This is a genomic window from Peribacillus sp. QJM3NY_7, from assembly GCF_056173225.1.
The window spans coordinates 1,417,715-1,442,906 of sequence record NZ_CM149663.1 but is presented as its reverse complement, the minus strand read 5'-3'; the positions used below and the strand labels follow the sequence as shown (position 1 = coordinate 1,442,906).

The 25,192-nt window shown below is 40.1% G+C and carries 30 protein-coding genes, 2 pseudogenes and 2 riboswitches; of the genes and pseudogenes, 16 read left to right on the top strand and 16 right to left on the bottom strand.

Going from position 1 to position 25,192, the window contains the following annotated elements; all coding sequences use genetic code 11:
* The first annotated feature begins 426 nt into the window (after nucleotides 1-426).
* Nucleotides 427-1,062 (top strand): Bax inhibitor-1/YccA family protein, encoded by a 636-nt coding sequence (locus AC0VX1_RS07010; RefSeq protein WP_413022120.1) that lies wholly within the window; start codon nucleotides 427-429, stop codon nucleotides 1,060-1,062.
* Nucleotides 1,063-1,164: 102 nt separating this feature from the next.
* Here the strand turns inward: AC0VX1_RS07010 and AC0VX1_RS07005 are convergent, their stop codons facing one another.
* The 3 genes from AC0VX1_RS07005 to AC0VX1_RS06995 form a co-directional block, all read right to left on the bottom strand.
* The gene (locus tag AC0VX1_RS07005) at nucleotides 1,165-1,707 is read right to left on the bottom strand and encodes an acyl-CoA thioesterase (RefSeq protein ID WP_034314279.1); all 543 of its coding nucleotides are present in this window, start codon (nucleotides 1,705-1,707) and stop codon (nucleotides 1,165-1,167) included.
* A 131-nt stretch (nucleotides 1,708-1,838) separates the two neighbouring features.
* On the bottom strand, nucleotides 1,839-2,303 hold the full coding sequence (locus tag AC0VX1_RS07000) for a M15 family metallopeptidase (RefSeq protein ID WP_081088762.1): 465 nt from the start codon (nucleotides 2,301-2,303) through the stop codon (nucleotides 1,839-1,841).
* Nucleotides 2,304-2,455: 152 nt separating this feature from the next.
* Nucleotides 2,456-2,938, bottom strand: coding sequence for a DinB family protein (locus tag AC0VX1_RS06995; protein WP_475470530.1), 483 nt, complete (start codon nucleotides 2,936-2,938; stop codon nucleotides 2,456-2,458).
* A 358-nt stretch (nucleotides 2,939-3,296) separates the two neighbouring features.
* Here AC0VX1_RS06995 and AC0VX1_RS06990 point away from each other — a divergent pair.
* From AC0VX1_RS06990 to AC0VX1_RS06980, 3 genes and pseudogenes are all read left to right on the top strand, one after another.
* Nucleotides 3,297-3,410: pseudogene (locus AC0VX1_RS06990) on the top strand (HD domain-containing protein); the annotation flags it as partial.
* Nucleotides 3,411-3,427: 17 nt separating this feature from the next.
* Nucleotides 3,428-3,661, top strand: a complete 234-nt coding sequence (locus AC0VX1_RS06985) for an ABC transporter transmembrane domain-containing protein (protein ID WP_475470528.1) — start codon at nucleotides 3,428-3,430, stop codon at nucleotides 3,659-3,661.
* Nucleotides 3,636-5,066 carry an ABC transporter ATP-binding protein gene (locus AC0VX1_RS06980; protein ID WP_475470526.1) on the top strand — a complete coding sequence of 477 codons (1,431 nt, stop codon included), beginning with the start codon at nucleotides 3,636-3,638 and terminating at the stop codon, nucleotides 5,064-5,066. Before AC0VX1_RS06985 ends, AC0VX1_RS06980 begins: the two co-directional genes overlap by 26 nt.
* A 42-nt stretch (nucleotides 5,067-5,108) precedes the next feature.
* Here AC0VX1_RS06980 and AC0VX1_RS06975 read toward each other — a convergent pair whose 3' ends face one another.
* The gene (locus AC0VX1_RS06975) at nucleotides 5,109-5,810 is read right to left on the bottom strand and encodes a DUF459 domain-containing protein (RefSeq protein ID WP_475470525.1); all 702 of its coding nucleotides are present in this window, start codon (nucleotides 5,808-5,810) and stop codon (nucleotides 5,109-5,111) included.
* A 218-nt stretch (nucleotides 5,811-6,028) separates the two neighbouring features.
* On the opposite strand from AC0VX1_RS06975, the gene AC0VX1_RS06970 reads away from it, so the two are divergent.
* Nucleotides 6,029-6,535 (top strand): GNAT family N-acetyltransferase, encoded by a 507-nt coding sequence (locus AC0VX1_RS06970; protein ID WP_034314287.1) that lies wholly within the window; start codon nucleotides 6,029-6,031, stop codon nucleotides 6,533-6,535.
* 68 nt (nucleotides 6,536-6,603) lie between these two features.
* Here the strand turns inward: AC0VX1_RS06970 and AC0VX1_RS06965 are convergent, their stop codons facing one another.
* Both AC0VX1_RS06965 and AC0VX1_RS06960 read right to left on the bottom strand, forming a co-directional pair.
* Nucleotides 6,604-6,798, bottom strand: coding sequence for a Spo0E family sporulation regulatory protein-aspartic acid phosphatase (locus AC0VX1_RS06965; protein WP_413022130.1), 195 nt, complete (start codon nucleotides 6,796-6,798; stop codon nucleotides 6,604-6,606).
* A gap of 246 nt (nucleotides 6,799-7,044) precedes the next feature.
* Nucleotides 7,045-7,233, bottom strand: coding sequence for a Fur-regulated basic protein FbpA (locus tag AC0VX1_RS06960; protein ID WP_034314291.1), 189 nt, complete (start codon nucleotides 7,231-7,233; stop codon nucleotides 7,045-7,047).
* Between the two features lie 170 nt (nucleotides 7,234-7,403).
* Nucleotides 7,404-7,508: riboswitch (SAM riboswitch) on the bottom strand.
* A gap of 157 nt (nucleotides 7,509-7,665) precedes the next feature.
* Nucleotides 7,666-7,770, top strand: a riboswitch (TPP riboswitch).
* A 90-nt stretch (nucleotides 7,771-7,860) separates the two neighbouring features.
* Between AC0VX1_RS06960 and tenA the strand changes: the two genes are divergently transcribed.
* Genes tenA through thiE form a run of 5 tightly spaced genes read left to right on the top strand, consistent with a single transcriptional unit; the run spans nucleotide 7,861 to nucleotide 11,287 of the window.
* The gene (gene tenA / locus AC0VX1_RS06955; RefSeq protein WP_328134786.1) at nucleotides 7,861-8,550 is read left to right on the top strand and encodes a thiaminase II; all 690 of its coding nucleotides are present in this window, start codon (nucleotides 7,861-7,863) and stop codon (nucleotides 8,548-8,550) included.
* Between the two features lie 15 nt (nucleotides 8,551-8,565).
* Entirely contained in the window at nucleotides 8,566-9,087 is a 522-nt protein-coding gene (gene thiW / locus AC0VX1_RS06950) for an energy coupling factor transporter S component ThiW (protein WP_063577812.1), read from the top strand.
* Nucleotides 9,056-9,862 carry a bifunctional hydroxymethylpyrimidine kinase/phosphomethylpyrimidine kinase gene (gene thiD / locus AC0VX1_RS06945; RefSeq protein WP_187050675.1) on the top strand — a complete coding sequence of 269 codons (807 nt, stop codon included), beginning with the start codon at nucleotides 9,056-9,058 and terminating at the stop codon, nucleotides 9,860-9,862. The genes thiW and thiD overlap by 32 nt, the downstream gene beginning before the upstream one ends.
* Complete coding sequence (gene thiM / locus AC0VX1_RS06940) at nucleotides 9,859-10,674, top strand: hydroxyethylthiazole kinase (protein ID WP_413010682.1); 816 nt, start codon at nucleotides 9,859-9,861, stop codon at nucleotides 10,672-10,674. The genes thiD and thiM overlap by 4 nt, the downstream gene beginning before the upstream one ends.
* A complete protein-coding gene (thiE, locus tag AC0VX1_RS06935) occupies nucleotides 10,655-11,287 on the top strand; it encodes a thiamine phosphate synthase (RefSeq protein WP_034314302.1) in 633 nt (210 codons plus the stop codon). The genes thiM and thiE overlap by 20 nt, the downstream gene beginning before the upstream one ends.
* Before the next feature lie 38 nt (nucleotides 11,288-11,325).
* Here the strand turns inward: thiE and AC0VX1_RS06930 are convergent, their stop codons facing one another.
* Nucleotides 11,326-12,531 carry an MFS transporter gene (locus AC0VX1_RS06930; RefSeq protein ID WP_034314304.1) on the bottom strand — a complete coding sequence of 402 codons (1,206 nt, stop codon included), beginning with the start codon at nucleotides 12,529-12,531 and terminating at the stop codon, nucleotides 11,326-11,328.
* Between the two features lie 270 nt (nucleotides 12,532-12,801).
* Here AC0VX1_RS06930 and AC0VX1_RS06925 point away from each other — a divergent pair, with 270 nt between their 5' ends.
* The 3 genes from AC0VX1_RS06925 (at nucleotide 12,802) to AC0VX1_RS06915 (ending at nucleotide 16,353) form a co-directional block, all read left to right on the top strand.
* A complete protein-coding gene (locus AC0VX1_RS06925) occupies nucleotides 12,802-14,289 on the top strand; it encodes an aldehyde dehydrogenase family protein (RefSeq protein ID WP_034314306.1) in 1,488 nt (495 codons plus the stop codon).
* A 294-nt stretch (nucleotides 14,290-14,583) separates the two neighbouring features.
* Nucleotides 14,584-15,816, top strand: a complete 1,233-nt coding sequence (locus tag AC0VX1_RS06920; RefSeq protein ID WP_098864395.1) for an aminopeptidase — start codon at nucleotides 14,584-14,586, stop codon at nucleotides 15,814-15,816.
* Nucleotides 15,817-16,185: 369 nt separating this feature from the next.
* Nucleotides 16,186-16,353, top strand: coding sequence for a hypothetical protein (locus AC0VX1_RS06915; protein WP_164468809.1), 168 nt, complete (start codon nucleotides 16,186-16,188; stop codon nucleotides 16,351-16,353).
* A 125-nt stretch (nucleotides 16,354-16,478) separates the two neighbouring features.
* Here the strand turns inward: AC0VX1_RS06915 and cspC are convergent, their stop codons facing one another.
* A complete protein-coding gene (gene cspC, locus AC0VX1_RS06910; protein WP_034314312.1) occupies nucleotides 16,479-16,679 on the bottom strand; it encodes a cold shock protein CspC in 201 nt (66 codons plus the stop codon).
* A 288-nt stretch (nucleotides 16,680-16,967) separates the two neighbouring features.
* On the opposite strand from cspC, the gene AC0VX1_RS06905 reads away from it, so the two are divergent.
* Nucleotides 16,968-17,228: a hypothetical protein gene (locus AC0VX1_RS06905; protein ID WP_048687304.1), complete on the top strand. Its 261-nt coding sequence runs from the start codon at nucleotides 16,968-16,970 to the stop codon at nucleotides 17,226-17,228.
* 33 nt (nucleotides 17,229-17,261) lie between these two features.
* Here AC0VX1_RS06905 and AC0VX1_RS06900 read toward each other — a convergent pair whose 3' ends face one another.
* From AC0VX1_RS06900 to AC0VX1_RS06890, 3 genes are all read right to left on the bottom strand, one after another.
* Complete coding sequence (locus AC0VX1_RS06900; protein WP_475470518.1) at nucleotides 17,262-17,717, bottom strand: YdcF family protein; 456 nt, start codon at nucleotides 17,715-17,717, stop codon at nucleotides 17,262-17,264.
* Nucleotides 17,718-17,720: 3 nt separating this feature from the next.
* Nucleotides 17,721-17,885 (bottom strand): hypothetical protein, encoded by a 165-nt coding sequence (locus AC0VX1_RS06895; protein ID WP_475470516.1) that lies wholly within the window; start codon nucleotides 17,883-17,885, stop codon nucleotides 17,721-17,723.
* 76 nt (nucleotides 17,886-17,961) lie between these two features.
* The gene (locus AC0VX1_RS06890; RefSeq protein WP_098864394.1) at nucleotides 17,962-18,747 is read right to left on the bottom strand and encodes a serine hydrolase; all 786 of its coding nucleotides are present in this window, start codon (nucleotides 18,745-18,747) and stop codon (nucleotides 17,962-17,964) included.
* A 361-nt stretch (nucleotides 18,748-19,108) separates the two neighbouring features.
* On the opposite strand from AC0VX1_RS06890, the pseudogene AC0VX1_RS06885 reads away from it, so the two are divergent.
* Nucleotides 19,109-19,300: pseudogene (locus AC0VX1_RS06885) on the top strand (transposase); the annotation flags it as partial.
* A gap of 65 nt (nucleotides 19,301-19,365) precedes the next feature.
* Here AC0VX1_RS06885 and AC0VX1_RS06880 read toward each other — a convergent pair.
* The gene (locus tag AC0VX1_RS06880; RefSeq protein WP_065311211.1) at nucleotides 19,366-19,533 is read right to left on the bottom strand and encodes a YezD family protein; all 168 of its coding nucleotides are present in this window, start codon (nucleotides 19,531-19,533) and stop codon (nucleotides 19,366-19,368) included.
* Between the two features lie 522 nt (nucleotides 19,534-20,055).
* Between AC0VX1_RS06880 and AC0VX1_RS06875 the strand changes: the two genes are divergently transcribed.
* Nucleotides 20,056-21,444: an amino acid permease gene (locus AC0VX1_RS06875; RefSeq protein WP_057278945.1), complete on the top strand. Its 1,389-nt coding sequence runs from the start codon at nucleotides 20,056-20,058 to the stop codon at nucleotides 21,442-21,444.
* Nucleotides 21,445-21,483: 39 nt separating this feature from the next.
* Here AC0VX1_RS06875 and AC0VX1_RS06870 read toward each other — a convergent pair whose 3' ends face one another.
* The 4 genes from AC0VX1_RS06870 to AC0VX1_RS06855 all read right to left on the bottom strand — a co-directional run bounded on the left by AC0VX1_RS06870 (nucleotide 21,484) and on the right by AC0VX1_RS06855 (nucleotide 24,992).
* Nucleotides 21,484-22,458: an aldose 1-epimerase gene (locus AC0VX1_RS06870; RefSeq protein ID WP_475470513.1), complete on the bottom strand. Its 975-nt coding sequence runs from the start codon at nucleotides 22,456-22,458 to the stop codon at nucleotides 21,484-21,486.
* Nucleotides 22,459-22,696: 238 nt separating this feature from the next.
* Nucleotides 22,697-22,996 (bottom strand): YxcD family protein, encoded by a 300-nt coding sequence (locus AC0VX1_RS06865; protein ID WP_034314323.1) that lies wholly within the window; start codon nucleotides 22,994-22,996, stop codon nucleotides 22,697-22,699.
* Nucleotides 22,984-23,418, bottom strand: a complete 435-nt coding sequence (locus AC0VX1_RS06860; protein ID WP_475471725.1) for a hypothetical protein — start codon at nucleotides 23,416-23,418, stop codon at nucleotides 22,984-22,986. The genes AC0VX1_RS06865 and AC0VX1_RS06860 overlap by 13 nt, the downstream gene beginning before the upstream one ends.
* A gap of 197 nt (nucleotides 23,419-23,615) precedes the next feature.
* Nucleotides 23,616-24,992, bottom strand: a complete 1,377-nt coding sequence (locus tag AC0VX1_RS06855; RefSeq protein ID WP_475470510.1) for a C40 family peptidase — start codon at nucleotides 24,990-24,992, stop codon at nucleotides 23,616-23,618.
* Nucleotides 24,993-25,192 lie beyond the last annotated feature (200 nt).

Below are 25,192 nucleotides of genomic sequence, written 5' to 3'. Positions count from 1 at the left end.
CATTTTTTTACAATTATACAATAGTTTTTATAGAAAATAATCACATTTTTTTCATATTTTATAACTTTAGGAATAATTTTCTGCAACATAAAAACGTTTCCTTTATAACTGTTATACAGTAAAGTTTTGAAGTCCGATTAAATATATAGAATCAATAATTTCGGATTTATTATTTCGAGATAGCTTTTTTTGAAGTTTATGTCTATTTATTGACCTTATCATTTTACTTACCGCGGAATGGTTTCGTTTAAAGTATTTTAATATTTCAGAAAAATTAGTATATTTGTAAGAATATCATAGAAAAGGTAATTACTTCATATATATTTCAATACTTTTAAAAAAACACCAAATTTTCATTGTATGCAATGAAACCTTTTTAAAACAGATTCGTAGAAAACGGTAGAAAATAAATGATGGGGTGATTGAATGTATTCACAAACTGTACAAACATATATGCCGTCCGTCATGCGGACGTTCGCTTTATCTCTTGCCGTTTCCGTTTTAGGTATGGCTCTCGGCACTCTTGTTCCGCCATCCTTGTTTCTTCCCTTGGCGATACTTGAGATTGCCATGTTGATTGGAGCATTCATATTGCGAAGGAAAAAAGCCATCGGTTACACATTTTTGTATATTTTCACGTTGATCTCCGGAATTACGACCTATCCGATCATTGCCCACTACCTAGCCGCAGCAGGGGCAAATGTGGTGATCCTGGCAGGTGTTACGACGACAGTCGTATTTGGAGGACTGGCGGTTTATGCCACAACCACCAAAAGGGACCTTTCATTCTTGGGGGGAATGTTATTTGCGGCCTTGCTAGCTTTAGTCGTCATTAGCATTTTCAACATTTTCTATCCATTAAGTTCTACAGCCATGCTGGTCTTTTCATTTATAGGGATTTTAGTTTTCAGCGGTTATATTTTATATGATTTCAATCGAATGAAGCATTACGGGGTAACAGCCGAAGAAGTACCGCTCATGGCGTTGAATCTATACCTTGATTTCATTAACCTATTCATTAACATCTTGCGCTTCTTTGGTATTTTAGCTAGCGATGACTAAAAGACCTAACAAGGGAACATAAACAAGACGCTTGGAATTATCCAAGCGTCTTTTCACTTAATGTCTCGATCATCAATAAGAACGGCTGAAGGGATGCCTATCTTATTTATATAATCCTGGATTTGATTGATCGGTCCATGGCAGTTTCACACCGAAAGTACTTGCAATGAACTGTGTATCTTCCCTTCTTTTTTTCCTTATTTGGGCCCGTTGTTTTGCTGATTCATTTAAATTCATTTCCATCTCCGTTTCCGGAACCAAACGGGGAACAGGAATTGGTTTACCTTCTTCATTAATGGCAACAAATGTCAGGAAGGAAATGACGCATAAATTTCGGGCTCCTGTAACTAAATCCTCTGCAATCACCTTTACGATGATTTCCATTGATGTTCTGCCCGTATAAGTCACGAAGCTTTCAAGGCAAACTGCATTTCCTTCGTGAATAGGGTGCAGGAAATCGACGGAATCAGTTGATGCCGTAACGACGTTGCTTCGCGCATGACGCATGGCTGATATAGCCGCTACATCATCAATGTATGCCATTAATTTGCCTCCGAACATCGTACCAATATTATTTGTATCCGGCGGGAGGACCAGGCTTGTTTTTATGACCAAAGAGTCCCGGCAATTTTTTGTTTCTTCCATGGTGACTGCACTCCTTTATGTCTGATTTCTCACTAGTTCACTTTATCGAATTCTTACCTGTAAAGCAATTCACATGCTTATTTTCCTGCTTTTAGTCAAAATTATGCGGCTTATGATGAAGCCAACCACTTTCACTGCCCTTTTGGCTGCTTGCCTTGCTGCAGCTCACGCAGGCTTAAGCCAAATGTCATTTGTAAATGCGGATAATCCTTGAACCCTGCCCAATCCCCTCCCCAATCGAAACCTAACCCTTTAGCGATTGTTACGACTTCCATCCAGTCCGACTTTCCATTATCGTTACCGTCATAACTCATATCCCAAATGGCCTCGCCTTGTTTGTTAAGGAGGGCAAAATCTATCGCCAAACCGAAATTATGCAGCGACTCGCCACCTCTTGCATTCGTTACGATGTTGCCCGGGTCTGATCGGCCCTTTTCATAGAGTTCATTTTGCTCGGCTAAAGACCGGAATCCGGCCGTAATGATTACCGGGATGCCTTTGTCCTTAGCCAGTTGAATGAGCTCGTCTTTTTTTTCGGCTACGATCGGATTCAGCTCGTCAGTCAGTTCGATTTCGTCTAGATCAGGCGGAAGCATATACTTGAACAATAGCCACAGCAGCAATCCGAAAAAGCCCAATACCAAACATGTCCTTATCCAAGTGGCTTTCACTTAAAAAATCCTTCCTTTACGAAAATATCTATCTGAAAATGAAAAACTCAACCAGAGACGGATGAGTTTTTCTTCTATTATAACTTTGCTTTTAATTCTTCAATTTGCAATAAATGCCGTTTTTCATGCAGTCCCACGAACGGAATCCATTGCTTCAGGCTTAAATCTTTGAACAAAGGATGCGTAAAAGACTTTTGTTCGAGATCAATTTCCTTTGCATGGTCAACGACATGTACAAAAGCTTTTCGGGATTCGGACAACTTCTCCTTAACTTCACTCAAAGTTTGGTATGATTCCGACGGAGTGACAAATGGCGGGGCCTGGACCTTCATTTTACGATTTAACGTAAGTTCTATCGGTTTATCCACAGCAGGAATGCTTTCATCGCTTTTCAATTTATCGGAAATGCTCTTTGTTATGGCCCTCTCCATTAAATATAAATGATCCAAAACCTGGATGATGCTCCATCTTCCTGTTTCAGGTTGGGCGTTCAGCTGTTCATCCGATAGTCCGTTGACCGCATTTAAAAGTTCTCCCCTGATTTTTTCATTTTCATTCATTTTAGCATCTCCTCTTATCAGCCTCGCTAATCTCCTTTAATTATTCCATGTCCTATAGGAAAGTGTAAAATAATAATTCTTTTTTTGACAAAACGAACCGATTTAAAGTTGTCTATTTTTAGAAAAGCTCTATGATAGTCATAAAGGCAAAAATCATCTAGGACAGTAAAATAGGAGTGATCGTTATGAGTGGAGGACATATTCCATTCAGCCACAAAGGGCGCAGTGCAATACATGCAATACCCTCAAAAGGAAGCATATGGTTGATGCTTAAACAAATGTTCAATCGGGTCCCGTCGAAATGGAAGTTTTGCTCTTTGGTTTTATGTATCATGCTTTTCATTTCATTGCTTGAGATAATATGCGGACATTGAAGCATCTGCCGCAGGAAAAGCAGAGTAGGATATCGAATGAGACGTTGGAAATCTTTGCACCGCTTGCCCATCGTCTTGGTATCAGCACGATTAAATGGAGTTCTCCATCCCCCAATTGACACAATTTACGATTGATAAAATCATTCCCGAAAAAAGATATGACTCGTTGATCTGGATTGGTGCAGGAATTCTTTGTACTGCAATCTTATTGGCTATACTGAACTACTTTAACAGCTATATCGTTTCCAAGGTCGGTCAAAAGGCCATCATGGATATACGCAATAGCATGTATGAACATATTCAAACACTGGATATGAAATTCTTTGATAAAAACCGGACTGGTACTTAATGTCGCGTTGACCAATGATGTCAATTTACTGCAGCAGCTCATCTCTTCGAGCATGCTTCAAGTCTTGACTGACACGGTGACCTTCATTGCCGTAGCGGTATATATGCTTTTCATTAACTGGAAGCTTACCATTGTCCTTCTTATTACATTCCCTTTCATGTTCTATATCACAAGGGTATTCGGGAAACGCATCAGGATGTCATTTAGGTCTGTACAAAGTTCCGCAGGAGATGTCAGCAACCAGTTACAGGATTCGATTTCAGGAATGCGGCTCATTCAATCTTTTACAAATGAAGAATTCGAATCAAGGAGGTTTGCGGAGCGTAATCAGGAAAATATGACTGCAAACCTTAAGTCCGTTCGGCTGCGTTCCATGTTCGGGCCGATTATTGATTTATTGAACAATATCGGTCTTGTAGCAGTCATTGTGTTCGGTGCTTGGCAAGTAATGGAAGGTGAATTCACAATAGGATTAATCGTGGCCTTTCTCGCCTATTTGAGGTTACTGCAGAGTCCCGTTCGCAACTTTAGCCGGGTAATCAGCATTGTCCAGCAATCAGCCGCCGCCTTTGAGCGGATAACTGAAATATTGGAAACCAAACCTGAAATAAGTGACAAGGGAAATGCCATTGAACTCCATGCCATAAAAAAGAAAATTGAGTTTAAAAGTGTTGACTTTGCTTATGATGAGACTGTTCCAGTTCTCGGCAATCTAAACCTGACCATGAAAGCTGGTCAAGTAACCGCTCTGGTCGGCTCCTCCGGCGCAGGAAAATCGACCATCACGAGCCTACTGATCCGATTTTATGATCCGCAAAATGGAACGATTAAAATGGATGGACATAATATCAAAGATGTGTCACTGAAGTCATTACGGGGACAAATGGGAATTGTTTCTCAGGATATCATTCTATTCAATGGTTCCATCCGTGATAACATCGTGTATGGCAAACTTAATGCTACAGATTATGAAATCATCGAATCCGCCAAAGCGGCAAATGCGCATGACTTTATCTGTGCCTTTCCTGATGGTTATGATTCTCAGATCGGAGAGCGCGGAGTCAAGCTTTCAGGCGGACAAAAACAGCGCATTGCCATTGCCAGGGCACTTTTGAAAAATCCGCAAATCATCATTCTTGATGAAGCAACGGCGGCGGCCTTGGATACAGAATCTGAACATTTGATCCAGCAAGCCTTGTCACGTTTAATGAAAAAACGGACTTCAATAGTCATTGCACATCGTTTATCGACCATTCATGATGCCGATCAAATCATCGTTCTGGAAAAAGGGCAGGTTCTTGAAAAAGGAACACATGACCAGTTAATGCTAAACAACGGCCGATACAAGCAGCTCCATGACTTACAGTTCCCTCAACTAAGCGATATCAAATACCTAGCAACTTAGCAGGCAAACATGCACAGAAAGCCTTTCAGTGCATGTTTGGTTTCATTTGAAATCATAACTTTCCAAAACCCGATTCGCAATGAGCTGATACCCTTTTTCATTCGGATGTAACTTATCACTGAAATACTTTGTTTTCTTTTCATCTTCAAAAAGATCATTTGTAGGAATGAATAAAATCCTTTCATCTTTATCCGCTAATCCCTTTATTGACTCGTTATAATCGCGAATGTGCTTTTCAAGTTTTTGATTGTCTTTAATTGGGTTATATAGTCCTATTACCAGAATATCCGCTTTATCGTTTGCCTCTATCAGTGTTGATGTAATCTTTTTCAGATGGTTGATATATTCCCGTTTACCCTCATTGATTTTTCGGTCACTTATTTTCTCCAAGTTCCCGCCATTACTATTGATCAAGTCATTCGTTCCAATAAAAACAATGAAAGTATCGGCTTCATCAAGTTTCGTTTTAATTCGGTAATCATCTAGCTGTTTCATCACCCCATCCGTTTCCTGGCCTTTAATACCGTAATTCCAAAAACTCACTTTTTGCTCCGATTGGGGATTATTCAATTCATCTTCAAGGCCATCTATATATCCTTCCCCGTCCTTATCCCCTTTTCCATAGGTTAATGAATCTCCAAAAGCCATGACCCTTTGCACATCTTCCGACTCCGAGGCCTGAAATTCATATGCAGCAAAACATATAACCAGTACGATAATCAATATACCTGCCAATTTTTTCATTTGGTTCTCCTCTTGTTTTTTACTAGAAGTATTTAATCTTTTTCATACCCAAAAAATCTGCAGTACTAACATAAAAAAGAATTGTCAGATAAAGAATAAAGAGTGTATGATAATATAAAACTTTCAATGGATTGGGTTTCATTCAACGTCCCTAAAACCAAAAACGGGATTACCCTACATTCTGGAGATTGAATAAATGATAGTTAGGAGTTTAAATCATGGAAGAACACATAGAGTTTAGAGAGGCAGAACTATCTGATCTACCCAGAATTGTTGAAATATATAATTCGACAATTGCTTCAAGGATGGTCACGGCAGATACGGAACCTGTATCCGTCCAATCGAGGGTTAAATGGTTTGAGGAACATCATTCAGAAAGTAGACCGCTATATATCATTACTATAGAAGGGAAAACCGCTGGATGGATGAGCTTTCAATCCTTTTATGGCCGACCGGCATATAATTCCACTGCCGAAATCAGCATTTACATTGATGATTATTTCCGGGGAAAAGGAATTGGACAAATTTCGATTCGAAAGGCAATTGAATTGAGTCCAAAATTAGGTGTTAAGACTTTATTGGGTTTCATTTTCGCCCATAATACACCAAGCCTTAAGCTTTTTTCTAAATTCGGGTTTGAAGAATGGGCACATTTACCTCAAGTTGCCGAGATGGATGGCATTGAGCGGGATTTGATCATTCTAGGTAAACGTGTCGATATTTAAATATAATTCTTTAGAGCTATTGCCTTGAGCAGTAGCTTTTTTAGATTAATACAGGTTGAATTGCTAATTTAAAAATACCTATATGCTTCTTGAAGGGAAAAATATTCAGAATCTCTTTTACTTGCTAACGCATTCAATAGCATATCCAATTCTTGGCTGGCTTGTACAGTCTGCAGACTTGTTAAGCCGTAAATCGCTCCCAACTTTATCATTTCCTGTCTCTTCTCTTCTACTTTTTCTATAGTTACCTTACGGCAAGGCATCATAGCCACCTCCCATTTATTCAATATTTTTACACTTTTATCATAATGAAATCACTAGTTAAAATCAACTATTTTCCAGAAATTAAATGTGTTATTTTATAGGTCAAATGTGACAAAACACCTATTTTGTTATTTAATTATGTATAATTTGTGTCGTTTTCTAATAAACGCAAAAAAAGCATCCACTAGTGTAGACTGCGAATGCTTACATCATATCCCTTATTCAAAAATCCAAATATTGTATTACTATGTCATCCATTCAGAAGGTGACTCGTTATTAGGTCTATTTATAACAATCTTATATTCATCTTCAAGTACTTTTAATGGGGCATCATAAAGGTGCCTTTCATCAGAGGTTTTGTATACTCCATTGGCCAATAGCTCTTCAATGAGTTTTGCCTTCCTCTGTTCAATCCTCTTAAATAATTCTGCCATGTAAATGGCTCCTTTCCGTCCTAGTGCCTGCTTCTAGTTAGCTAAACTTTATCAACTTGTTTGATTTCACCAAATTATATATACCTTTTCTAGTATGTCACTAAACGTTATTTCCCAAAAATAAAAGCCCCTTCTAATGTAAGAAGAGGCTGACAGTGTCCGTTCGGCTCTTCTTATCTTCCAAGCATATGCTTGTTGGATTTAGCACAGTTCCCTAAACGGGTCCGCTGCCGAGGTTTCTTAGGGCCAAGTCCCTCCACCTCTCTGGATAAGAATTCAATATATAATGATGTAGAAATGATTCTATCCTAATAATCTTCAAAAGTCAATTACCTGGTTCTCCCTTTTTTCCTGGACATAAAGTGATTCCTCTTTCAAATACGGGTTGCATTTTCTTGTCTTTCTGATATGATGTCAGTAATTACATACAATTCACACCACTAGGGGAGTCTTTTTTAAGACTGAGATGGAATTAGTTCCGGACCCTTTGAACCTGAACCGGCTCATACCGGCGGAGGGAAGTGGATGATATCGTCCATTTTACAGACTATATCCATCTACCCCGTTCCGTATTCAGGAACGGGGTTTTTATTTAACAAAGGGAGCCATTCTATAGGAGGATGAACAATGGAGAATACAAAATTAGAAACATTCAGTGATAGACTGCATGCACGGGCAAAAGAGATTTGGAAAAGGAACCATTCACATGCCTTTGTCCAGGCAATTGGAAACGGCACACTTCCTGAAAAGAAATTTGCCTATTACCTGAAGCAGGACTATGTCTATCTCATGGATTATTCCAAGCTCTTTGCTTTAGGTGTCATCAAAGCCCATAACATCGAAACCATGGCAAAATTTGCGAGCATTTTAAATGAAACCCTTCAAGTGGAAATGGATATTCATCGGCATTATGCTTCCGAATTCGGGATCAGCTCCAAGGAATTGGAAAATACAGAACCTACTCCAACCACTCTAGCCTATACAGGTTACATGCTAAATGCAGCTCAGCATGGGACTTTGGCAGACTTGATCGCCTGTCTCCTGCCCTGCGCTTGGGATTATTATGAAATCGGTTTGCTATTAAAAGAACAAAATGGAGCAGCACTGGAAAACAATCGCTACGCAGATTGGATAAGGTCCTATTCATCTCCTGAATTCGGGGAAGCACACAAGTGGCTGATCGCTTTGTTGGAAGAATTGACGGAAGGCATGCCTGAAAAGGAACTTCTTAGATTAGAAAAGCACTTTTTGGTTACTTCCCGATATGAATATTTATTCTGGGACATGGTTCAAAATGAGCAGGATTGGCCTCTATAGGTGGTTGACATGAGGATGAACCCTATCAAGAAACTGACATTGACTGCCATGATCACGGCTTTAACGACGCTTACCAGTTCATTTATTTTCATCCCTGCAGGATTTGCAAAAATCTTTCCTATTCAACATCTGGCAAATGTCCTGACGGCGGTTCTATTGGGGCCTGCATATGCGGTGACACAAGCTTTTTTAGTTTCCATCATTAGAAACATGATTGGTACCGGTTCAATTTTCGCCTTTCCCGGCAGCATGATTGGTGCACTTTTGGCCGCCATCCTTTACCGAAAAACACAAAGCTTAAAATTCGCCTGTTTAGGGGAAGTGATCGGGACCGGCTTTCTCGGTTCCCTGGCCTGTTATCCGCTTGCCACCCTCCTATTGGGAGAAAAAGCTGCTCTTTTTGGTTTTTTACCGGCTTTTATGTTCAGTTCATTCGCAGGTGCGATTTTAGCTTTCATATTACTTAAAATATTGCTAAAAAATACTTATATGAAGGGGTTTTTTTATGAAAACAGCATTAACGATCGCAGGCTCTGATTCAGGGGGCGGTGCTGGAATACAAGCGGATTTAAAAACATTTTCTGCACATGGTGTATTTGGAATGTCTGCCATCACAGCCGTAACTGCCCAAAACACAATGGAGGTCCGTTCTGTACAGCCCATTGAAACAGCTATCATATCGGATCAAATTGCAGCTATCTTTGAAGATATTCCTGTCGATGCAGTAAAAATAGGCATGCTTGGATCAAAAGAAATCGTGGAAACGGTCGCTGCGTCCCTCAAAACCTTCATGCCTGCCATCGTTATCCTTGACCCTGTCATGATTTCCAAAAGCGGCCACCATTTGCTCGACGAAAAGGCCGTCTCTGCCTTAAAAATGGAATTGCTTCCGCTTGCAAATCTTGTAACACCCAATGTACCAGAAGCGGAAGTACTTACTGGCTTCCCGATTCGGACGAAACAAGATTTCTACAGGGCATGCATTTCGATACAAGAAATGGGTCCCAAAGCCGTTTTACTTAAAGGCGGCCATGCAGCAGGAAATCCAAATGATCTTTTTTATGATGGGACTGACTTCCACTGGATCAAGGGAGAGCGCATTCATACAAAAAACACTCATGGTACGGGCTGTACCCTATCATCCGCCATTACATCTAACCTGGCAAATGGACTGCCATTGCAAGTGTCGATCGAACAAGCCAAGACCTATATTTCCGAAGCGATACGCAATAGCTTTTCAATCGGTAAAGGTCATGGACCTGTCCATCATTTTCATTCATATTCAAAAAAAGAAAGGAGTGACTTATTATGAAGGTTTCTTCAGCCGATTTATTTATGAAGGTAAGAGAAAGGAAACCACTCGTTCACCAAATCACCAACTTTGTTACGGTCAATGACTGTGCAAATGCCACCCTTGCCATCGGAGGTTCACCAGTAATGACATCGAGCCCAAGAGAAGTGGCGGATATGGTCAAATTAGCAGATGCATTGGTCCTGAATTTCGGTACGATCGATGATAAGGCCTTGGAAGCAATGGAGATTGCCGGTAAAACGGCAAATGCCCTGGACATCCCGGTCATTTTGGACCCGGTGGGCGTTGGTGCCACCTCCTATCGTACAGAGCAAGTCAAAGAGCTCCTAAGTAAGATTACTTTCCAAATCATTCGCGGAAATGCGAGTGAAATCCTGTCATTGATGGGTGGGGATACCGTTACTCGCGGGGTGGATTCGGGGGAACTTGCGATTAGCAATGCAGAGCTGGCTGCACGAGCGGCAAATGAATTGAATAGCATCATCGTGGTCAGCGGAGCTAAGGATGCGGTCAGCGATGGAAAACATACGTCCATCATCGATAACGGGAACCTCCTTTTAACTAATGTTACAGGTACCGGTTGCATGTCCACTGCTCTTATCGGAACTTTTTCCGGAGTCACCGATGATTTCTATTCTGCAGCAATTGCCGGTATCTCAACAATGAGCATTTCAGGGGAACTAGCAGCCGCAACCCTTCAAAAGGATGAAGGAACAGGTACTTTCCGTGTGCGATTAATCGATGCCATATCAAGAATGGATAAGGAAATCTGGATGCATGAGGTGAAAATAAGTGAAGAAGTCCCAAATTGATTTAAGCCTGTATTTAGTTACGGAAGAGTCCATAGCAATAGAAGAATTGACCAAAATCATTGCAGAATCTGTTTCAGGAGGAGTCTCGATCGTACAACTTAGAGAGAAAAACAATTCCTCCCTCTCCTTTTATGAAAAAGCATCTGCATTAAAACAGTTATTGAATGAGCTTTCCATTCCCCTTATCATCAATGACCGGGTGGATATAGCACTTGCGGTTGGAGCGGACGGAATTCATATTGGGCAAGATGACCTTCCACTGCCTGTCGTCAAAAAAATGGTTCCTGAAGATATGATTGTCGGTGTATCTGTCTCCACTCTTGAAGAAGCACTCGAAGCCGAACGAAATGGAGCGGATTATATCGGAGTCGGTTCCGTTTTCCCCACCAAGACCAAACAAGATGCAACCCTAATGGCACTTGAGGATCTGGGGGAAATTTGCCGCGGCGTATCCATTCCCGCAGTAGCCATCGGGGGTATCACTGCCGATAACATTTCCGCTCTTTCTGATAGCGGACTATCAGGTACCGCAGTCGTATCGGCCATCATGAATGCAGATAATCCGAAGACTGCCTCCGAATCCCTTTTAAAGATCATAAAAGACTTTAAATAACAAAAGGATGGGGACTGCATGCAGTCCCCATCCTTTGTTTATGTCAAAACGGTATTCTTTGTTTCCTTCCCAAAAGCCACGGCAACTGCCCCCACTAAAATAGCAATTGTAAAAATGGTGAAAATCGAAGAAATCGGGGTGTCTGCGGCAACTAAATACCCAACAAGCAAAGGTCCAAGAACACCGCCAATCCTCCCGATCCCTGCAGCTAACCCAGCCCCTGTACCGCGAACTGATGTTGGATACTGTTCAGGTGTGTACGCATAAAGTGCCCCCCATGCCCCCAGGTTGAAGAAAGAGAGGAACATTCCGGAAACTATCAGCAGTGCCAGCCCCTCTGCCGATCCAAAGAAAAAGGCACTGACGGCCGTCCCAATTAAGTATGTGATCAAAACGAATTTACGTCCCATCTTCTCTATCAGCCATGCAGCTGAAAAATAACCCGGAAGCTGTGCGAGCGTCATGATCAAAACATATTCAAAGCTTTGAATCATGCTGAAGCCTTTAAGGACCATCACACTTGGCAGCCATAAAAACATCCCATAATAGGAAAAGACCACGCAAAACCATAGAATCCACAATACAAGGGTCTGACGGGAGTAATCCTTTTTCCAGACACTTTTCATATTGCTTAATACAGATGGTCTTTGCTTTTTTTCAAGTTCCGTATACTTTGGTGAATCCGGCAGTTTCAAGCGTAGATACAGCGCATATAAAGCTGGAACTGCGCTCAATAATAATGCAACCCGCCAACCATAAGCCGGTATGATGAAATAGGATATGAGTGCTGCCAAAATCCAGCCAACCGCCCAAAAGCTTTCAAGAAGGACGACAACCCTTCCCCTTTTACTCGCTTCAACACTTTCAGAGACCAATGTCGAGGCAACCGGAAGTTCTCCCCCAAGTCCCATTCCAATCAAAAAACGCAATATCAAGAACAGGCTGAGTGTACTGACTGCTGCAGACAGGCCACTTGCGATCGAAAACAATAATAAAGTAATGATAAAGACATTCTTTCGTCCGACCCTGTCGGCCATCGCACCAAAGAAAACGGCGCCAACAGCCATTCCTATGGAGTTTATGCTCCCAATCCAGCCAACCTGCTCACTGGTTAAGTTCCAATCCTGCTTTAATGCAACAATGATGAAAGAAAGCATACCGACATCAAGTGCATCGAACATCCATCCAAGACCCGCAACACCAAGTAACTTACGCTGCGATATCATTTTCGCATTATTTCCCATATATTCCTCCTGAAGAACTTTAGACCTTCTTGTTATTTTATCCTTTTTCATTTTAACTATTAACTTTCATTTTTGCTATAGTAATTACACATGTCATGACAAAATAATACTACATTTTTTTAATAGATGAAGAAATCTTGGATATTCTGTCGAATGTTATAGATTGAATATTCCCTTTTTTTCATTTATCATAAAAATTGGCAATCATAGCGTTAACAATAAGTCATCATGTTTTGCCCAAGATAAACATTTTATTCAGGAGGGTAATTAATGACAAATCTAACGTTAGAAGTAAGTGGAAAGCTGCAAAAATTTTTAACAGGACCAAAAAAGCTCTATATTAATGGTCAGTTTGTAGAAAGTGCTTCAAAAAAAACCTTCTCCACTCCTAATCCTGCTACAGGACAAAAACTTGCCGATGTTTATGAAGCTGATAAAGAAGATATCGACTTAGCCGTCAAAGCTGCACGCAAAGCATTCGATGAAGGTCCTTGGTCAAGAATGAGCGCAGCTGCACGCAGTAGACTGATGTATAAACTAGCCGATTTAATGGAAGAAAATAAAACTGAACTTGCTCAATTGGAAACGTTGGATAATGGGAAACCAATCAGTGAAACTACAAATGCCGACATTCCTTTAGCAATTGAACATATGAGATATTTTGCTGGCTGGTCCACCAAGATTGTTGGACAGACCATCCCGGTAAGCGGAAATTACTTTAACTACACGAAACACGAGGCTGTTGGTGTTGTCGGCCAAATCATCCCATGGAACTTTCCGCTTCTTATGGCGATGTGGAAACTGGGAGCGGCACTTGCTACAGGTTGTACGGTCATATTAAAGCCCGCTGAGCAAACACCGCTTTCCGCTCTTTACCTGGCTGAATTATTGGCTGAAGCCGGTTTCCCTGATGGGGTCGTCAATATCGTTCCCGGTTTTGGTGAAACGGCTGGACAAGCGCTTGTCGACCACCCGCAAGTAAATAAAATAGCATTTACCGGCTCGACCGAAGTTGGAAAATTGATCATGCGTTCCGCTTCATATTCATTGAAACGGGTCACATTGGAACTTGGAGGGAAATCGCCAAACATCATCCTGCCTGATGCGGATTTCTCAAAAGCCATCCCTGGAGCTTTGAATGGGGTCATGTTTAACCAAGGCCAGGTATGCTGTGCCGGTTCAAGGGTTTATATCCAAAAGAAACATTATGATAATGTTGTTGCCGATATGGCAAGCCATGCAAAAAACATCAAACAAGGGATAGGCCTAGATCCAAGTACCCAAATTGGGCCGCTTGTTTCCGAGGAGCAGCAAAATCGGGTAATGGGCTATATTGAAAAAGGGAAAAACGAGGGTGCGGAAGTTCTTGTCGGCGGAAATAAACCGGGTGAACAGGGCTACTTTGTTTCTCCTACTATATTCGCTGGTGTTGAAGAGGATATGACGATTGCTAAAGAAGAGATTTTCGGACCGGTCATAGCGGCAATGCCATTCGAGGATTTAGATGATGTCATTAACCGTGCAAATGCCAGTGAATATGGTTTGGCTGCCGGCTTATGGACAAGCGATATAGCCAATGCCCATTATGTTGCAGGAAAACTCCGTGCCGGTACCGTATGGGTGAACTGTTATAACGCGTTCGACGCAGCTTCCCCGTTCGGCGGCTACAAACAATCCGGAATCGGACGTGAAATGGGATCTTATGCACTGGACAACTATTCTGAAGTGAAAAGTGTCTGGATTAATTTGGGTAAATGATTTACTGACTATTAAGAAAGAGGGTCTCAAAGAGGCCCTCTTTCTTTCAGTCCATTGATTCACTGCACCAAATCATCAAATTATTCAACTATTCAAACCTTTTCAATAGTCTTTCCTTCTTTAGTTTTGGTAAAATGCAAGATAGACAAAATAGCTGCTGGAGCAGCTCCCTGCCGGTTATAATGAACTCCTTCGTATACGAGTAGTTTTCACAAACGATGTAAAAAGTTTCTTTTTTATATGACAAAAAGTACAATTAAAAATGTAGAAAATGGAAAAGAGGAGTTTTAAATGATGAGTGATTTTCAAACGAATTTAGAAAAATATGCAGAACTTGCCGTAAAAGTCGGCGTAAACATCCAACAAGATCAAACCTTGGTCGTAAACACAACATTAGAGGGTGCTGACCTTGTGCGTCTCATTGTAAAAAAGGCATATGAGAACGGTGCGCGCAATGTCATCGTTAATTGGAATGACGATATCGTTTCACGTACCAAATATGAATTGGCTCCAGATGAAGTGTTCCACGAATATCCAAAGTGGCGCGCAGAAGAAACGATCGAACTCGCAGAAAACGGAGCTGCTTATCTTTCCGTCATCTCCTCCAGCCCTGACTTATTAAAAGGTGTAAAACCTGAAAGGATTGCCAACTACCAAAAAGCATCCGGGACAGCACTGAAGAAGTGGCGTCAGTATATGCAATCCGATAAAGTGAGCTGGTCCATAGTTGCCGTCCCTTCAAAGGCTTGGGCCGATAAAGTATTCCCTGAAGAAGCAGAAGGAAAACGTGTTGACCTCCTATGGGAAGCCATTTTCAAAGCAGTTCGTGTTGATGTGAAAGATCCTGTGGAAGCCTGGAAAAAACACGATGATACCCTGCATGAAAAGGTTGATTATTTAAATGATAAGCATTACCAAAAATTGCATTATACGGCTCCCGGAACCGACCTGACAATCGAATTACCCGACAAACATCTATGGGTAGGGGCAGGAAGCGTTAACGTACAGGGGCATGAATTCATGGCTAATATGCCAACCGAAGAAGTGTTTACAGTTCCATTGAAAACAGGCGTTAACGGTACGGTTTCCAGTACGAAACCACTTAGTTACGGCGGAAACATCATCAATAATTTTTCCGTGACGTTTAAAGAAGGACGGATCATTGAAGTAAAAGCAGAAGAAGGAGAAGAAATCCTAAAGCAATTGGTTGAAACGGATGAAGGTTCACACTACCTTGGTGAAGTCGCGCTTGTTCCATTCAACTCACCGATTTCCCAATCGAATGTTTTATTCTTCAACACATTATTTGATGAAAATGCATCAAACCATCTCGCTATCGGCAGCTCCTATGCTTTCTGTATTGAAGGCGGAAAAAACATGGGTCCAGAAGAACTTGCAGAAAATGGACTGAATGAAAGCCTTACACATGTCGATTTCATGATTGGATCTGAGAAAATGAACATCGACGGCATCAAACAGGACGGCACTTCAGAACCTGTCTTCCGTAATGGGGATTGGGCGTTTTAATTAACCGGCTTTAAGCCCCTTCCATCACTTGAAAACCTTCAGCCACGTGATTTCTGCAGTACCTGGGAACATGTGGCTGTTTTTTCATGCCCAAAAAGGGAGACAAGCCCATAGTAATATCGACTCCTTGCTTTCGAGTAAGTTCATTCGCTATAACTTGGCCTGCCCCCGCTTAATCCCATATTGTGACATCCACTCCTTGTTCATCCTAAAACATGACCCATTAACTTTTTCTATACAACATTCAAAATTATTAGGCTCATTGCCATATGCTTAGTCTGTTTTTTATACGCAATGTATCATTGGAATATGTTGAACACATCTTTCATGGCCAAATATGTTATACTATTAGTAAAGAGGGTGGCTAAATTGAAAAGCAATAAGTATAATACTGGTGAAACAGTAACCATTCAGGATACTAATGAATCAGTAACCATTAATAAATGGGCATATGTAAAAAACATGAAGAGATATTCTTATACTGTTAAAGAACATCCGACTACTTTTTTCTTTGAAGAAGAATTTAAAAAAGCTTAATGACAAGTCACTAAAAACCTACTCAGTCAGAGTGGGATTTTTTTTTGCTTTCATTTTATAGCACAATAAAGAACAGACTCCCATCGAGGAAGTCTGTTCATATAGGTTACGATTTAATTTTAAAATTAAGCTTTTTGAACGTTAGCAGCTTGAGCTCCACGTGCACCTTGCTCAACTTCGAAAGTTACTTTTTGACCTTCGTCTAAAGATTTGAAGCCTTCGCTTTGGATAGCTGAGAAATGTACGAATACATCGTCTCCGTTTTCGCGTTCGATAAATCCAAAACCTTTTTCTGCATTAAACCATTTAACTGTACCTTGTTCCATTGTTGTTGCCTCCTAGTGCATAACACACATTGTATTACTATTTTTAATCATTTGGAAAATAACGAGTATCCTCTTCCATAACCAAAAACAATTCTATATTAGATTAACATGAATTGATGCAGATAGCAAATTTTCCAGTGATAATTTAAAGATGGCCACATTCTTTTTGCCTTCTTATTTTCTTTATTTATCCAATTTAATGATTCAGATAGTAATTAATGGGTATATCAGAGTAATAAGAAACAGTACGATTTTCACTTAAAGAATTATCAACAAGGAGGACACTCAATGAAATATTACAAAGTTTCTAATAGCGGTTTTGACAGTAAGGTCATTGTAGCCTATAGCGGGTATGAGGCACTCGGGTATTATTTAATGGAAATCGATGATCAACTTGGTTTTGTTGATGATATAGATGTGGAAGAAGTGGATGCTGATGATCGAGTCGAGATTTCCTATACCGGTTATCCCGTTTATAAGACACTTAAGGAGCTATATCAAGAGAAAGATTTTTGGCAAGTTCCTAATGTTGTCGTGGAAGTCGAATAATGAAATCACCCCACCTTTTAGGGGAATTCGAAGTTACCTCCCAATCCACCCGGTCAAATAGTATTTGGTAATTGCCAGATATTCACGGGTATATGATTTCAACAGTGACACTTTTGGTGTCTTTGCCGGCAATCCCTTCATGTCCAAGCCTTCTTTTTTTGCTATTTCGACTGCCCGGTAGATATGAAAGTCATTGCTAACGATCAACCCTGAAGCTGCTGTATCAGGAATGAGTTCTTTTGAGAAAACGATATTTTCTTGAGTTGTTGTAGATTTGTCTTCCATCATGATGCGTGCTTCTTCAATTCCTTGGGCGATTAGCCCCTGTTGCATTGCTTTTGCTTCCAATATATCTTCTCCCGGTCCTTTGCCGCCAGATACAATGACCACTGTATGTTTATTCGCCGATAAATATTCTGCAGCTTTATCAATCCGGTATTGTAAGGATAATGATGGAACCGAACCTTTGACCCTTGCTCCAAGAATCATGAGCTAATCGGCATTTTCCAGAATTTGCTGGTAAATGCTTTCCTGAATTTTCATGTGCAAAAATCCAAAATACCCAAGTACCGCAATGACACTTATTACATAAAAAAGTTTCATCATCCTTTTCAAAATTTTTCCCCGCTTCAGTTTCTTATCATATATAACTTTCATTACCATTAACTCCTATATAACTAAGATCGAAGAGAGGGAAATCATGAAAGACTTCCCTCTCTTCTCAATCGACAGTTTATTCTGCGACCATATCATCATATATCATTTTCCCAATTTTACTGATTACTTGACGGCTTTCTTCCTCTGATTTCATATCTTCAGTAAGAACTGCAGCATAAACAGTTTGTGTTTCTGACCGAATGATTGCACAATCATGGGCAACTCCCCGAATTCCGCCCGTTTTGCTTGCGACCTTGACTCCTCTGCCCATCAGAGATGGAAGTTTATCCCTTAATTGCTGATTGTCAAATACATGCAATATTTTTTCCCGGCTTTCTTTCGTTAAAAAGTTGCCTGTATGTATGGCTTTTAAGCAGGTAATCGTATCTTCTGCCGAAATGGTATTGTCGCGCCCTTCTTTTAATGCCTTAAAATCCTGCATTTTCCGTTCAAGGACAGTATTTTTCAAACCAAGTTCCTTGATGCATTGATTGATTTCTTCAAAGCCCAACAGGTTCATCATCATATTCGTGGATGTATTGTCGGAAACAGTTATCATCAATGTCAGTAAATCCTCTACGGTCAAAAATACCTTATTCGATAAGACATGCAGGACCCCAGATCCCCCAGTCACTTCACTAGGCGGGATGGTCACTGGTTGGTTCAAATAGATTTTCTTTTGTTCACTTTGACGATAACCTTCGATGATCATTGGTATTTTGATCAAACTCGCTGATTGAAAGGATTCATTCTCGTGATATCCAATCGTGTCCCCAAGACCATTTTCAATTTTATATGCGATTCTCCCATTAAATGTTTCAACTAATGCCAAGATATCATGTTCTATAGTTTGTAAGGTCATCTACTCCCTGTTCCTCCCTTAGATATCATTTAAACCCCTATAAAAAACTCCCTTATACCCTAACTTATTCTACCATGTTAAAAGCAGTACAATCTTATTAGAAATTCCAAATTGAATAAATTTTTGTATAAAAAAATAGCCTTCATATTTGAAGTCTACAGTTTTTTTGCTTGTACAAATTTGGACGTTGATTGGAACGTAGGCACTCGCTTTCCGCGGACGGTCCGCCCTCGGCGCACTTGCGCCTGTGGGGTCTCGCACACCCGCTCCAGTCAACTATTAAAAAAATTTAGATAGAACTCCTTTTGCCTGCAATCTTTTTTGTTTTAAAATAAATTTATTAAAACTTGAGGTGATGAGGATGCTTTCGAAACATCATTCTATTCAACGAGATCAACTTGAATTGATTACTTTAGATCAACTGGTGCCGGCGAACCATTTGGTTCGTAAAATGGAGGCTTCCATTGACTTCACTTTCATTTATGATTTGGTGAAAGATATGTATTCAGAGGTAGGAAGCCCAAGTATTGATCCAGTTATTTTAGTTAAACTGATTCCGAACCCCATAAGTCTACAAACAGGAGCCTTCATATTGAAGGCTCCCTTAATACCTGTCATTCATCTAGCTTTAACGGCACGGCCCTTCACTAATGGGAATCGTTTCTTCTCGGTGGTATCCACTTGTGTGATTTCACCATCATGTACGGTAATTAAAACCGATCCATATTGCAGATCCTCCAAGCTTGAAATGATATGCCTGATTTTCAATTCTTCTTTCTTTTCCATAATATCTCCCCTTCACTACTGGTAATAAAGCTTCGTTTTCACCTAATGTAAAAAAGGTTCGCACGACAAGCACATGTGCGCTTCCCACTTTCAATGTTTTCTTGGGAACTTGGTTTACCTATCATATCCTCATCACTTAACTTTCCGTATAAGAATAACCAGTTAATAGGAACTCCATTTTCCCTCCCTTCCCTATAAAAAATAAAAGGCACCCGCCATCTAACAGATTAGATGTAAGGGTGCCTTTAGTTGACTAATCGGCAATATTCGGGAATGGCAAATGTTATAGAAAAATACGATTTAATGTGGCAAACCACATTATTCTTACCAACTAACTTGGTATTTACTACTATAATCCAATTTTATCCTATTGTCAATCCTGTGTTTAAATTTTCTGATTAGTCCGCCTTTTACATTTTACTTATTTACCACTTTACCAAACTAAACTATTTGAGATATACTATTTTAGTATAAGTTGTCGGTATAAACACACACTTTGTATATAAGAAAGGTTCGATATAAATGGTAAATAAAAAATGGGGTTTATTGATTTTGACCACTTTCGTAATTGGAAATATGGTCGGCGGCGGAATTTTCATGCTACCTGCTCAATTAGCACAGGTATCCAGTCCGTTAGGGTCCACATTGGCATGGATCGTTACTGGACTAGGAGTTTTTCTAATAGCTTTGGTGTTTGGTAACCTGGCAGTCCGGAAACCTGATTTGAAGGCTGGACCTCAAAGTTATGCTCAGTCATTATTTAAATCTCCTGTTAAAGGAAGGGTTTCAGGGTATAGCATGGCTTGGGGGTATTGGGCTGCAAATTGGGCTGCGACAGCTTCTGTCATCATTTCATTTGCTGGTTACCTTTCAACGTTTTTCCCTGTGATGCATAGTCCAAAAGTGATTTATACAGCGGGTTCGTTTCAACTTGAACTAGGTAAAGCATTAACGTTTGCAGTATGTTCCGTTGCCCTTTGGGGGATTCAGGCAATCTTGGTAAGAAGTTTTAACAGTGCCGGGAAAATGAATCTTTTTGCTACAGTTACCAAAGTGCTTGGATTCTTATTTTTCATCATTATCACGATATTCATCTTCGATACTTCCAATCTAGGAAACGGAGCTGAATTTTATGATAAGGCGGGAACTGCAATCTCCCTAGGTGATCAAGTGAACGCTGCTGCCATTTCAACATTATGGGCCTTCATCGGTATCGAAGCTGCCGTCATGCTTTCAAACCGTGCCAAGTCACAAAATGATGTAAAGAAAGCGACGATTCTTGGTTTACTTATCGCTGTTGCCATTTATATCGGCATTACTTTATTGACGATGGGTGCCATATCACAAGACGAGTTGAAAATATCACAAAAACCGCTTGTTGACGCACTACAAGCAGTAGTTGGTTCAAGCGGCACGTATATAATGGCTGCTCTTGCCGTCATTTCCTTATTGGGATCGACGATCGGATGGATTGTAGTTGCCTCGGAAGTTCCTTACCAGGCAGCGAAATCGGATTTGTTCCCGGCCTATTTTGCGAAAGCAAACAAAAATGGCACACCTGTCCGTTCTATGACAATAACAAATATCATGACACAGATATTCTTATTCTCCACTATTTCAGGTACGATTTTGGAGGCTTATAAATTTTCGATGATCGTCGCTACACTTGCTTACTTGATCCCGTACCTTGCATCCGTTCTGTATCAATTGAAACTTGTGATGACCGGGGAAACCTATGACATCATGAAAGGCTCAAGGGTACGTGATGGCATTATTACAATCTTGGCGTTAATCTACTCGATCTGGGTCATCAAGACAGGTACAGCCGATATGAATACATTCATACTAGGCATTGCCTTATATGTATTCGGAATCGTCCTATACCCACTCTGGATGAGAAAAAAAGCATAACCTTAAACACCTAGGCATTTTTAAATGCCTAGGTGTTTTTTATATATCTTTCACAATCAATCTGGTTTTCAGCTGTACCGTTTCCCCTGAGCATAACTCCCTCAATCCAGTCAATTTTGCGGGCAAATCCAAATTAGGAGCATTCGTTACCCAAGTATATGGTTCAGGACAGACGAACCCTTCCTGATTGAACAATACCCAAAACTTAAAATGTTGATCGCCTTGATAGATGACTTGTATGCCAGCCTCTTGATCAGTGAGAATGCACTCGTTTTCCGGATTTCTTTCCTTATCATAGCCAAATAGGTCATCAAACAGCCGACCCTCCAAGCTAATACCGTTTTGGATTTCCAATGTATTGGCCGTTTCATGTATTGCACCTGTGGGCAATGATCTTTCATTCAACTCCCAATGTTTATTGACGGGAAGAGATATTCTGCAATCCTCCCATTTACTCACTGGTCCAAATGGAAAATTGAATACAGTATGATAACCTGCTCCCCACGGAAATGGTTCAATGCCCTTGTTGGTGATTTCCAATTGTATTTCCAATGTTCCATCCCTTAAAGATAAAGACATATTCACAGTGATATCTTGTGGAAAGCTACCTTTTAGATCAAAATCACTGCTTGAGAATTCGGTATTAATGACGATTTCCTTCCCGTTCACTTCCTTTTTGCGGACTTGCCACGGCATGTCATGCAAAAACCCATGAATATGATTGGATTTTTCCATTTCATTGATTGGAAACTTATACGAAGTCCCCTTATATGTAAATTGACCATCTTCAATTCGATTAGGAGGAAACAGGATTGGCATTCCGTATAAAATGGAAGCTTTTTTATACTCCTCCACACTATCCGGAGTTCGCAGCAACTCAATATCCTTATGCTTGTATTTCAATGAAAGCAGATTGCTTCCTAAAGATGGTACAAGGATCGCTTCCACTTTTTCATTGCCGAACTTTATGGCCTTTTCATTTAAAAAAGTGATATCATCTATATACCCTTTCACTTTTTCTCCTCCTTTGACTTGAACATATATCCATCCTACTTCCACGGACCATTTATTGCAACAAATGGAAAATATATTTCGTCCTTACTCTTTCTAAGTTTGAAATAGTATATATAATCGAGGATTTTGCTTAATTTTCTTTGCTATTTTTCTATTTTCTTTTTTTCCCTTTCCTTCTCCCGGACGACTTGTAGCTTTTTAAATAAAAAAAGGATGCCGTTACGGCATCCTTTTTTACTTATCTATTGCTTTCACTTACCAAAGCCACTATACCTTCATCATCATCCAAAACAAGTTCAATACCTGAGTACGGATCTTTATTCATATATTCATCCAGCCATAAACGAAGCGCTTCTATCAAGTTGATGGTGATTAACACTTGTTTCCGGCCATCGACAAACGCTTCCGCCGAAAAGCCATAATCATCATCATACATTAACTCCACTTCCACCTCATTAGGCTGTACCTGCTTTTTACGGGCAATGTAAACACAAACCGCATTGATGATATCTTGTTCGGAAATCTTTAGCCTCTCCATGGGTTTGGATCTTCTTTCTTCTTCTTATCTTTGAAATATGTGAATATTTTACGGATTACAACGATTAATACTACAACCGCCATCACGTTGATTAATAGACCAAGTATAGAACCAAGGGCTCCCATATTTGCAAATAGGCTACCAAAAAGTAAACCTGCCAATCCTCCTAGCATAAGTCCTTTCATTAAGCCGCCTTTTGCGAATGTGTTTCCACTCTTGGCTTTATTGGCAGTAGTGGCATCGGATTTCTTCGTTTGTTTATTTTGGAAATTCGAATTATTATTGTTGTTGCTGTTAAAGCTTCTTTTTCCGGACTTGTAACCCCTTGCATCGACTGACTCCGAATGATCCTGGAATACATACGTGCCGACTGGCGAGAATGCTAGTGTAATTGTAAGTAATGCAGCCATAAATTTTTTCATCATGTTTTTTGCCTCCGTTTAATAGTATGGAATGTTGTTTCATTATATCTTTACCCAGATTACTGAAAGTCCACATCACCTATCCTTATTTTATCTTATAGTATTTACGTTGAATATCAAAATAAGTTTCATTTTTTTTGACTTTTTTTCAAAAAAAATAAGCAGGGGCATTTTCTCCCCTGCTTATTATTGAACTATTAGTTTACACGAACGACACGGCCGTTGTATACTCCTGCCCAATATCCACTATCCATATTGGCAATTGCAACACCTGTTGAACTTTGGGAACCGATAAACTTGCCGCCGCCGACATAAATTCCGACATGCCCATCAGTTTTATAGGTATTGAAAAATACTAAATCTCCAGGTTGTTTTTGACTATCAGATACTTGACGTCCCGCATTTTTCAATGCATCCGTACTGGCTGGAAGGTTCACACCAGCTTGTTTATAAGCCCATGCAACGAATGCTGAGCAATCGAAAAGACCGTTAGCAATATCGGATGCCGTTCTTCCGCCACCAAATTTATATGTGGAGTTACCGATATATTTATAACCTGCTGTAATGGCAGAGCCTGTATTTGCACTGCTTGGCTTGCTAGATGTTACGGTTTTACTGGCTGCAGGTTTGGCAGCAGAACTGTTTTTAGATGAATTTGAAGATGATTCAGCTTTAGAAGAACTTTTTACAGAAGCCTCTCCTTTAGACGAACTTGATGATTCTTCGCTAGAAGAACTTGATGATTCTTCACTGGAAGCGTTTGAAGAATTCACTTCTTCAGCAGCACGGTCAAGATCTGCTTTTTCCGATGCTTTACGTTCTTCCTCTTTTTTGATATTTTCACGAATGGAAGCTATTTGTGCTTCTAGACCAGCATCTTTATTCTCTAAAGATTGTTTAAGCGCTTCTGTTTCCGATTCTTTCTTTTCGATCTTAGCCTTCATGTTGACAGTTTCAGCTTTTTGATCTTCAATTTGAGATTGCATGCCTTTAAGCTCTACTTCCATATCCTTAAGGCTTTGCAATTTCTTCTCAACGGTCGCTTGTTTTTTCTCTAAGTCAGCTTTATCCGCTTCCTGCTCGCTAAGAATCTGTTGGTCAGCTTCCACGATAGTGGCTACCGCCCCAACACGATTAACGAATTCACCAAAGCTTTTAGAACCTAAAACAACTTCCAGGTACTCAACGTCCCCGCCGCTCTCTTGGAAAGAAAGTGCGCGCTCTTTCAAGACTTCCTCGCGTTTTGCGATTCTTTCTTCCAACGCTTTAATTTCTTTCTTTAAAGATTCTATGTCTTTTTCGGTGTCATTAATTTCTTGTTTAGTATCTTTGATTTTTTGGTCATTTTCTTTCATTGCCGATTCGATCTGGGCAATTTGGGCATTCATTTTCGATTGTTCTTTTTTCAATTGCTGAATAACTTGTTCTGCCTCTGAAATATCTGATTGTATTCCAGTACGTTGCGATTGAATATCCGTGATAGATTCAGCTTTTACAGACGGTATGGCAAAAGCGCTTCCTAATCCAAGCATAATTGTCGTGTTCAATACGATAAGTTTTTTCTTCAAACTCATTTCCCCTGCTTTCCTCCCCTTGCATTTCCATCGACCCACTTCTTTTTCTCTATGAAAAATGATTAGTCAAAATAATTTGCTGGGAACTCTTCTCTATTTTTTTTACTCTTTATGTAATCTTCTAAGGTTGAGATAATATTAAATACATTTCTTAAACTCTACTATGTTTTCACCTAAGTCGTAGTATATCATCAGATTTT

Coding starts and splice junctions, on each gene's coding strand:
- AC0VX1_RS06920 (WP_098864395.1), top strand. CDS start 14,584: ATGAGTGATTTTCAAACGAATTTAGAAAAATATGCAGAACTTGCCGTA.
- AC0VX1_RS06905 (WP_048687304.1), top strand. CDS start 16,968: ATGAAATATTACAAAGTTTCTAATAGCGGTTTTGACAGTAAGGTCATT.
- AC0VX1_RS06895 (WP_475470516.1), bottom strand. CDS start 17,885: ATGAAAGTTATATATGATAAGAAACTGAAGCGGGGAAAAATTTTGAAA.
- AC0VX1_RS06995 (WP_475470530.1), bottom strand. CDS start 2,938: ATGAATGAAAATGAAAAAATCAGGGGAGAACTTTTAAATGCGGTCAAC.
- AC0VX1_RS07005 (WP_034314279.1), bottom strand. CDS start 1,707: ATGGAAGAAACAAAAAATTGCCGGGACTCTTTGGTCATAAAAACAAGC.
- AC0VX1_RS07000 (WP_081088762.1), bottom strand. CDS start 2,303: ATGCTTCCGCCTGATCTAGACGAAATCGAACTGACTGACGAGCTGAAT.
- thiW (WP_063577812.1), top strand. CDS start 8,566: ATGAACCCTATCAAGAAACTGACATTGACTGCCATGATCACGGCTTTA.
- thiM (WP_413010682.1), top strand. CDS start 9,859: ATGAAGGTTTCTTCAGCCGATTTATTTATGAAGGTAAGAGAAAGGAAA.
- tenA (WP_328134786.1), top strand. CDS start 7,861: ATGGAGAATACAAAATTAGAAACATTCAGTGATAGACTGCATGCACGG.
- AC0VX1_RS06880 (WP_065311211.1), bottom strand. CDS start 19,533: ATGGAAAAGAAAGAAGAATTGAAAATCAGGCATATCATTTCAAGCTTG.
- AC0VX1_RS06855 (WP_475470510.1), bottom strand. CDS start 24,992: ATGAGTTTGAAGAAAAAACTTATCGTATTGAACACGACAATTATGCTT.
- AC0VX1_RS06975 (WP_475470525.1), bottom strand. CDS start 5,810: ATGAAAAAATTGGCAGGTATATTGATTATCGTACTGGTTATATGTTTT.
- AC0VX1_RS06930 (WP_034314304.1), bottom strand. CDS start 12,531: ATGGGAAATAATGCGAAAATGATATCGCAGCGTAAGTTACTTGGTGTT.
- AC0VX1_RS06965 (WP_413022130.1), bottom strand. CDS start 6,798: ATGCCTTGCCGTAAGGTAACTATAGAAAAAGTAGAAGAGAAGAGACAG.
- AC0VX1_RS06860 (WP_475471725.1), bottom strand. CDS start 23,418: ATGAAAAAATTTATGGCTGCATTACTTACAATTACACTAGCATTCTCG.
- thiD (WP_187050675.1), top strand. CDS start 9,056: ATGAAAACAGCATTAACGATCGCAGGCTCTGATTCAGGGGGCGGTGCT.
- AC0VX1_RS06890 (WP_098864394.1), bottom strand. CDS start 18,747: ATGACCTTACAAACTATAGAACATGATATCTTGGCATTAGTTGAAACA.
- AC0VX1_RS06900 (WP_475470518.1), bottom strand. CDS start 17,717: ATGATTCTTGGAGCAAGGGTCAAAGGTTCGGTTCCATCATTATCCTTA.
- AC0VX1_RS06875 (WP_057278945.1), top strand. CDS start 20,056: ATGGTAAATAAAAAATGGGGTTTATTGATTTTGACCACTTTCGTAATT.
- cspC (WP_034314312.1), bottom strand. CDS start 16,679: ATGGAACAAGGTACAGTTAAATGGTTTAATGCAGAAAAAGGTTTTGGA.
- AC0VX1_RS06970 (WP_034314287.1), top strand. CDS start 6,029: ATGGAAGAACACATAGAGTTTAGAGAGGCAGAACTATCTGATCTACCC.
- AC0VX1_RS06925 (WP_034314306.1), top strand. CDS start 12,802: ATGACAAATCTAACGTTAGAAGTAAGTGGAAAGCTGCAAAAATTTTTA.
- AC0VX1_RS06865 (WP_034314323.1), bottom strand. CDS start 22,996: ATGGAGAGGCTAAAGATTTCCGAACAAGATATCATCAATGCGGTTTGT.
- AC0VX1_RS07010 (WP_413022120.1), top strand. CDS start 427: ATGTATTCACAAACTGTACAAACATATATGCCGTCCGTCATGCGGACG.
- AC0VX1_RS06960 (WP_034314291.1), bottom strand. CDS start 7,233: ATGGCAGAATTATTTAAGAGGATTGAACAGAGGAAGGCAAAACTCATT.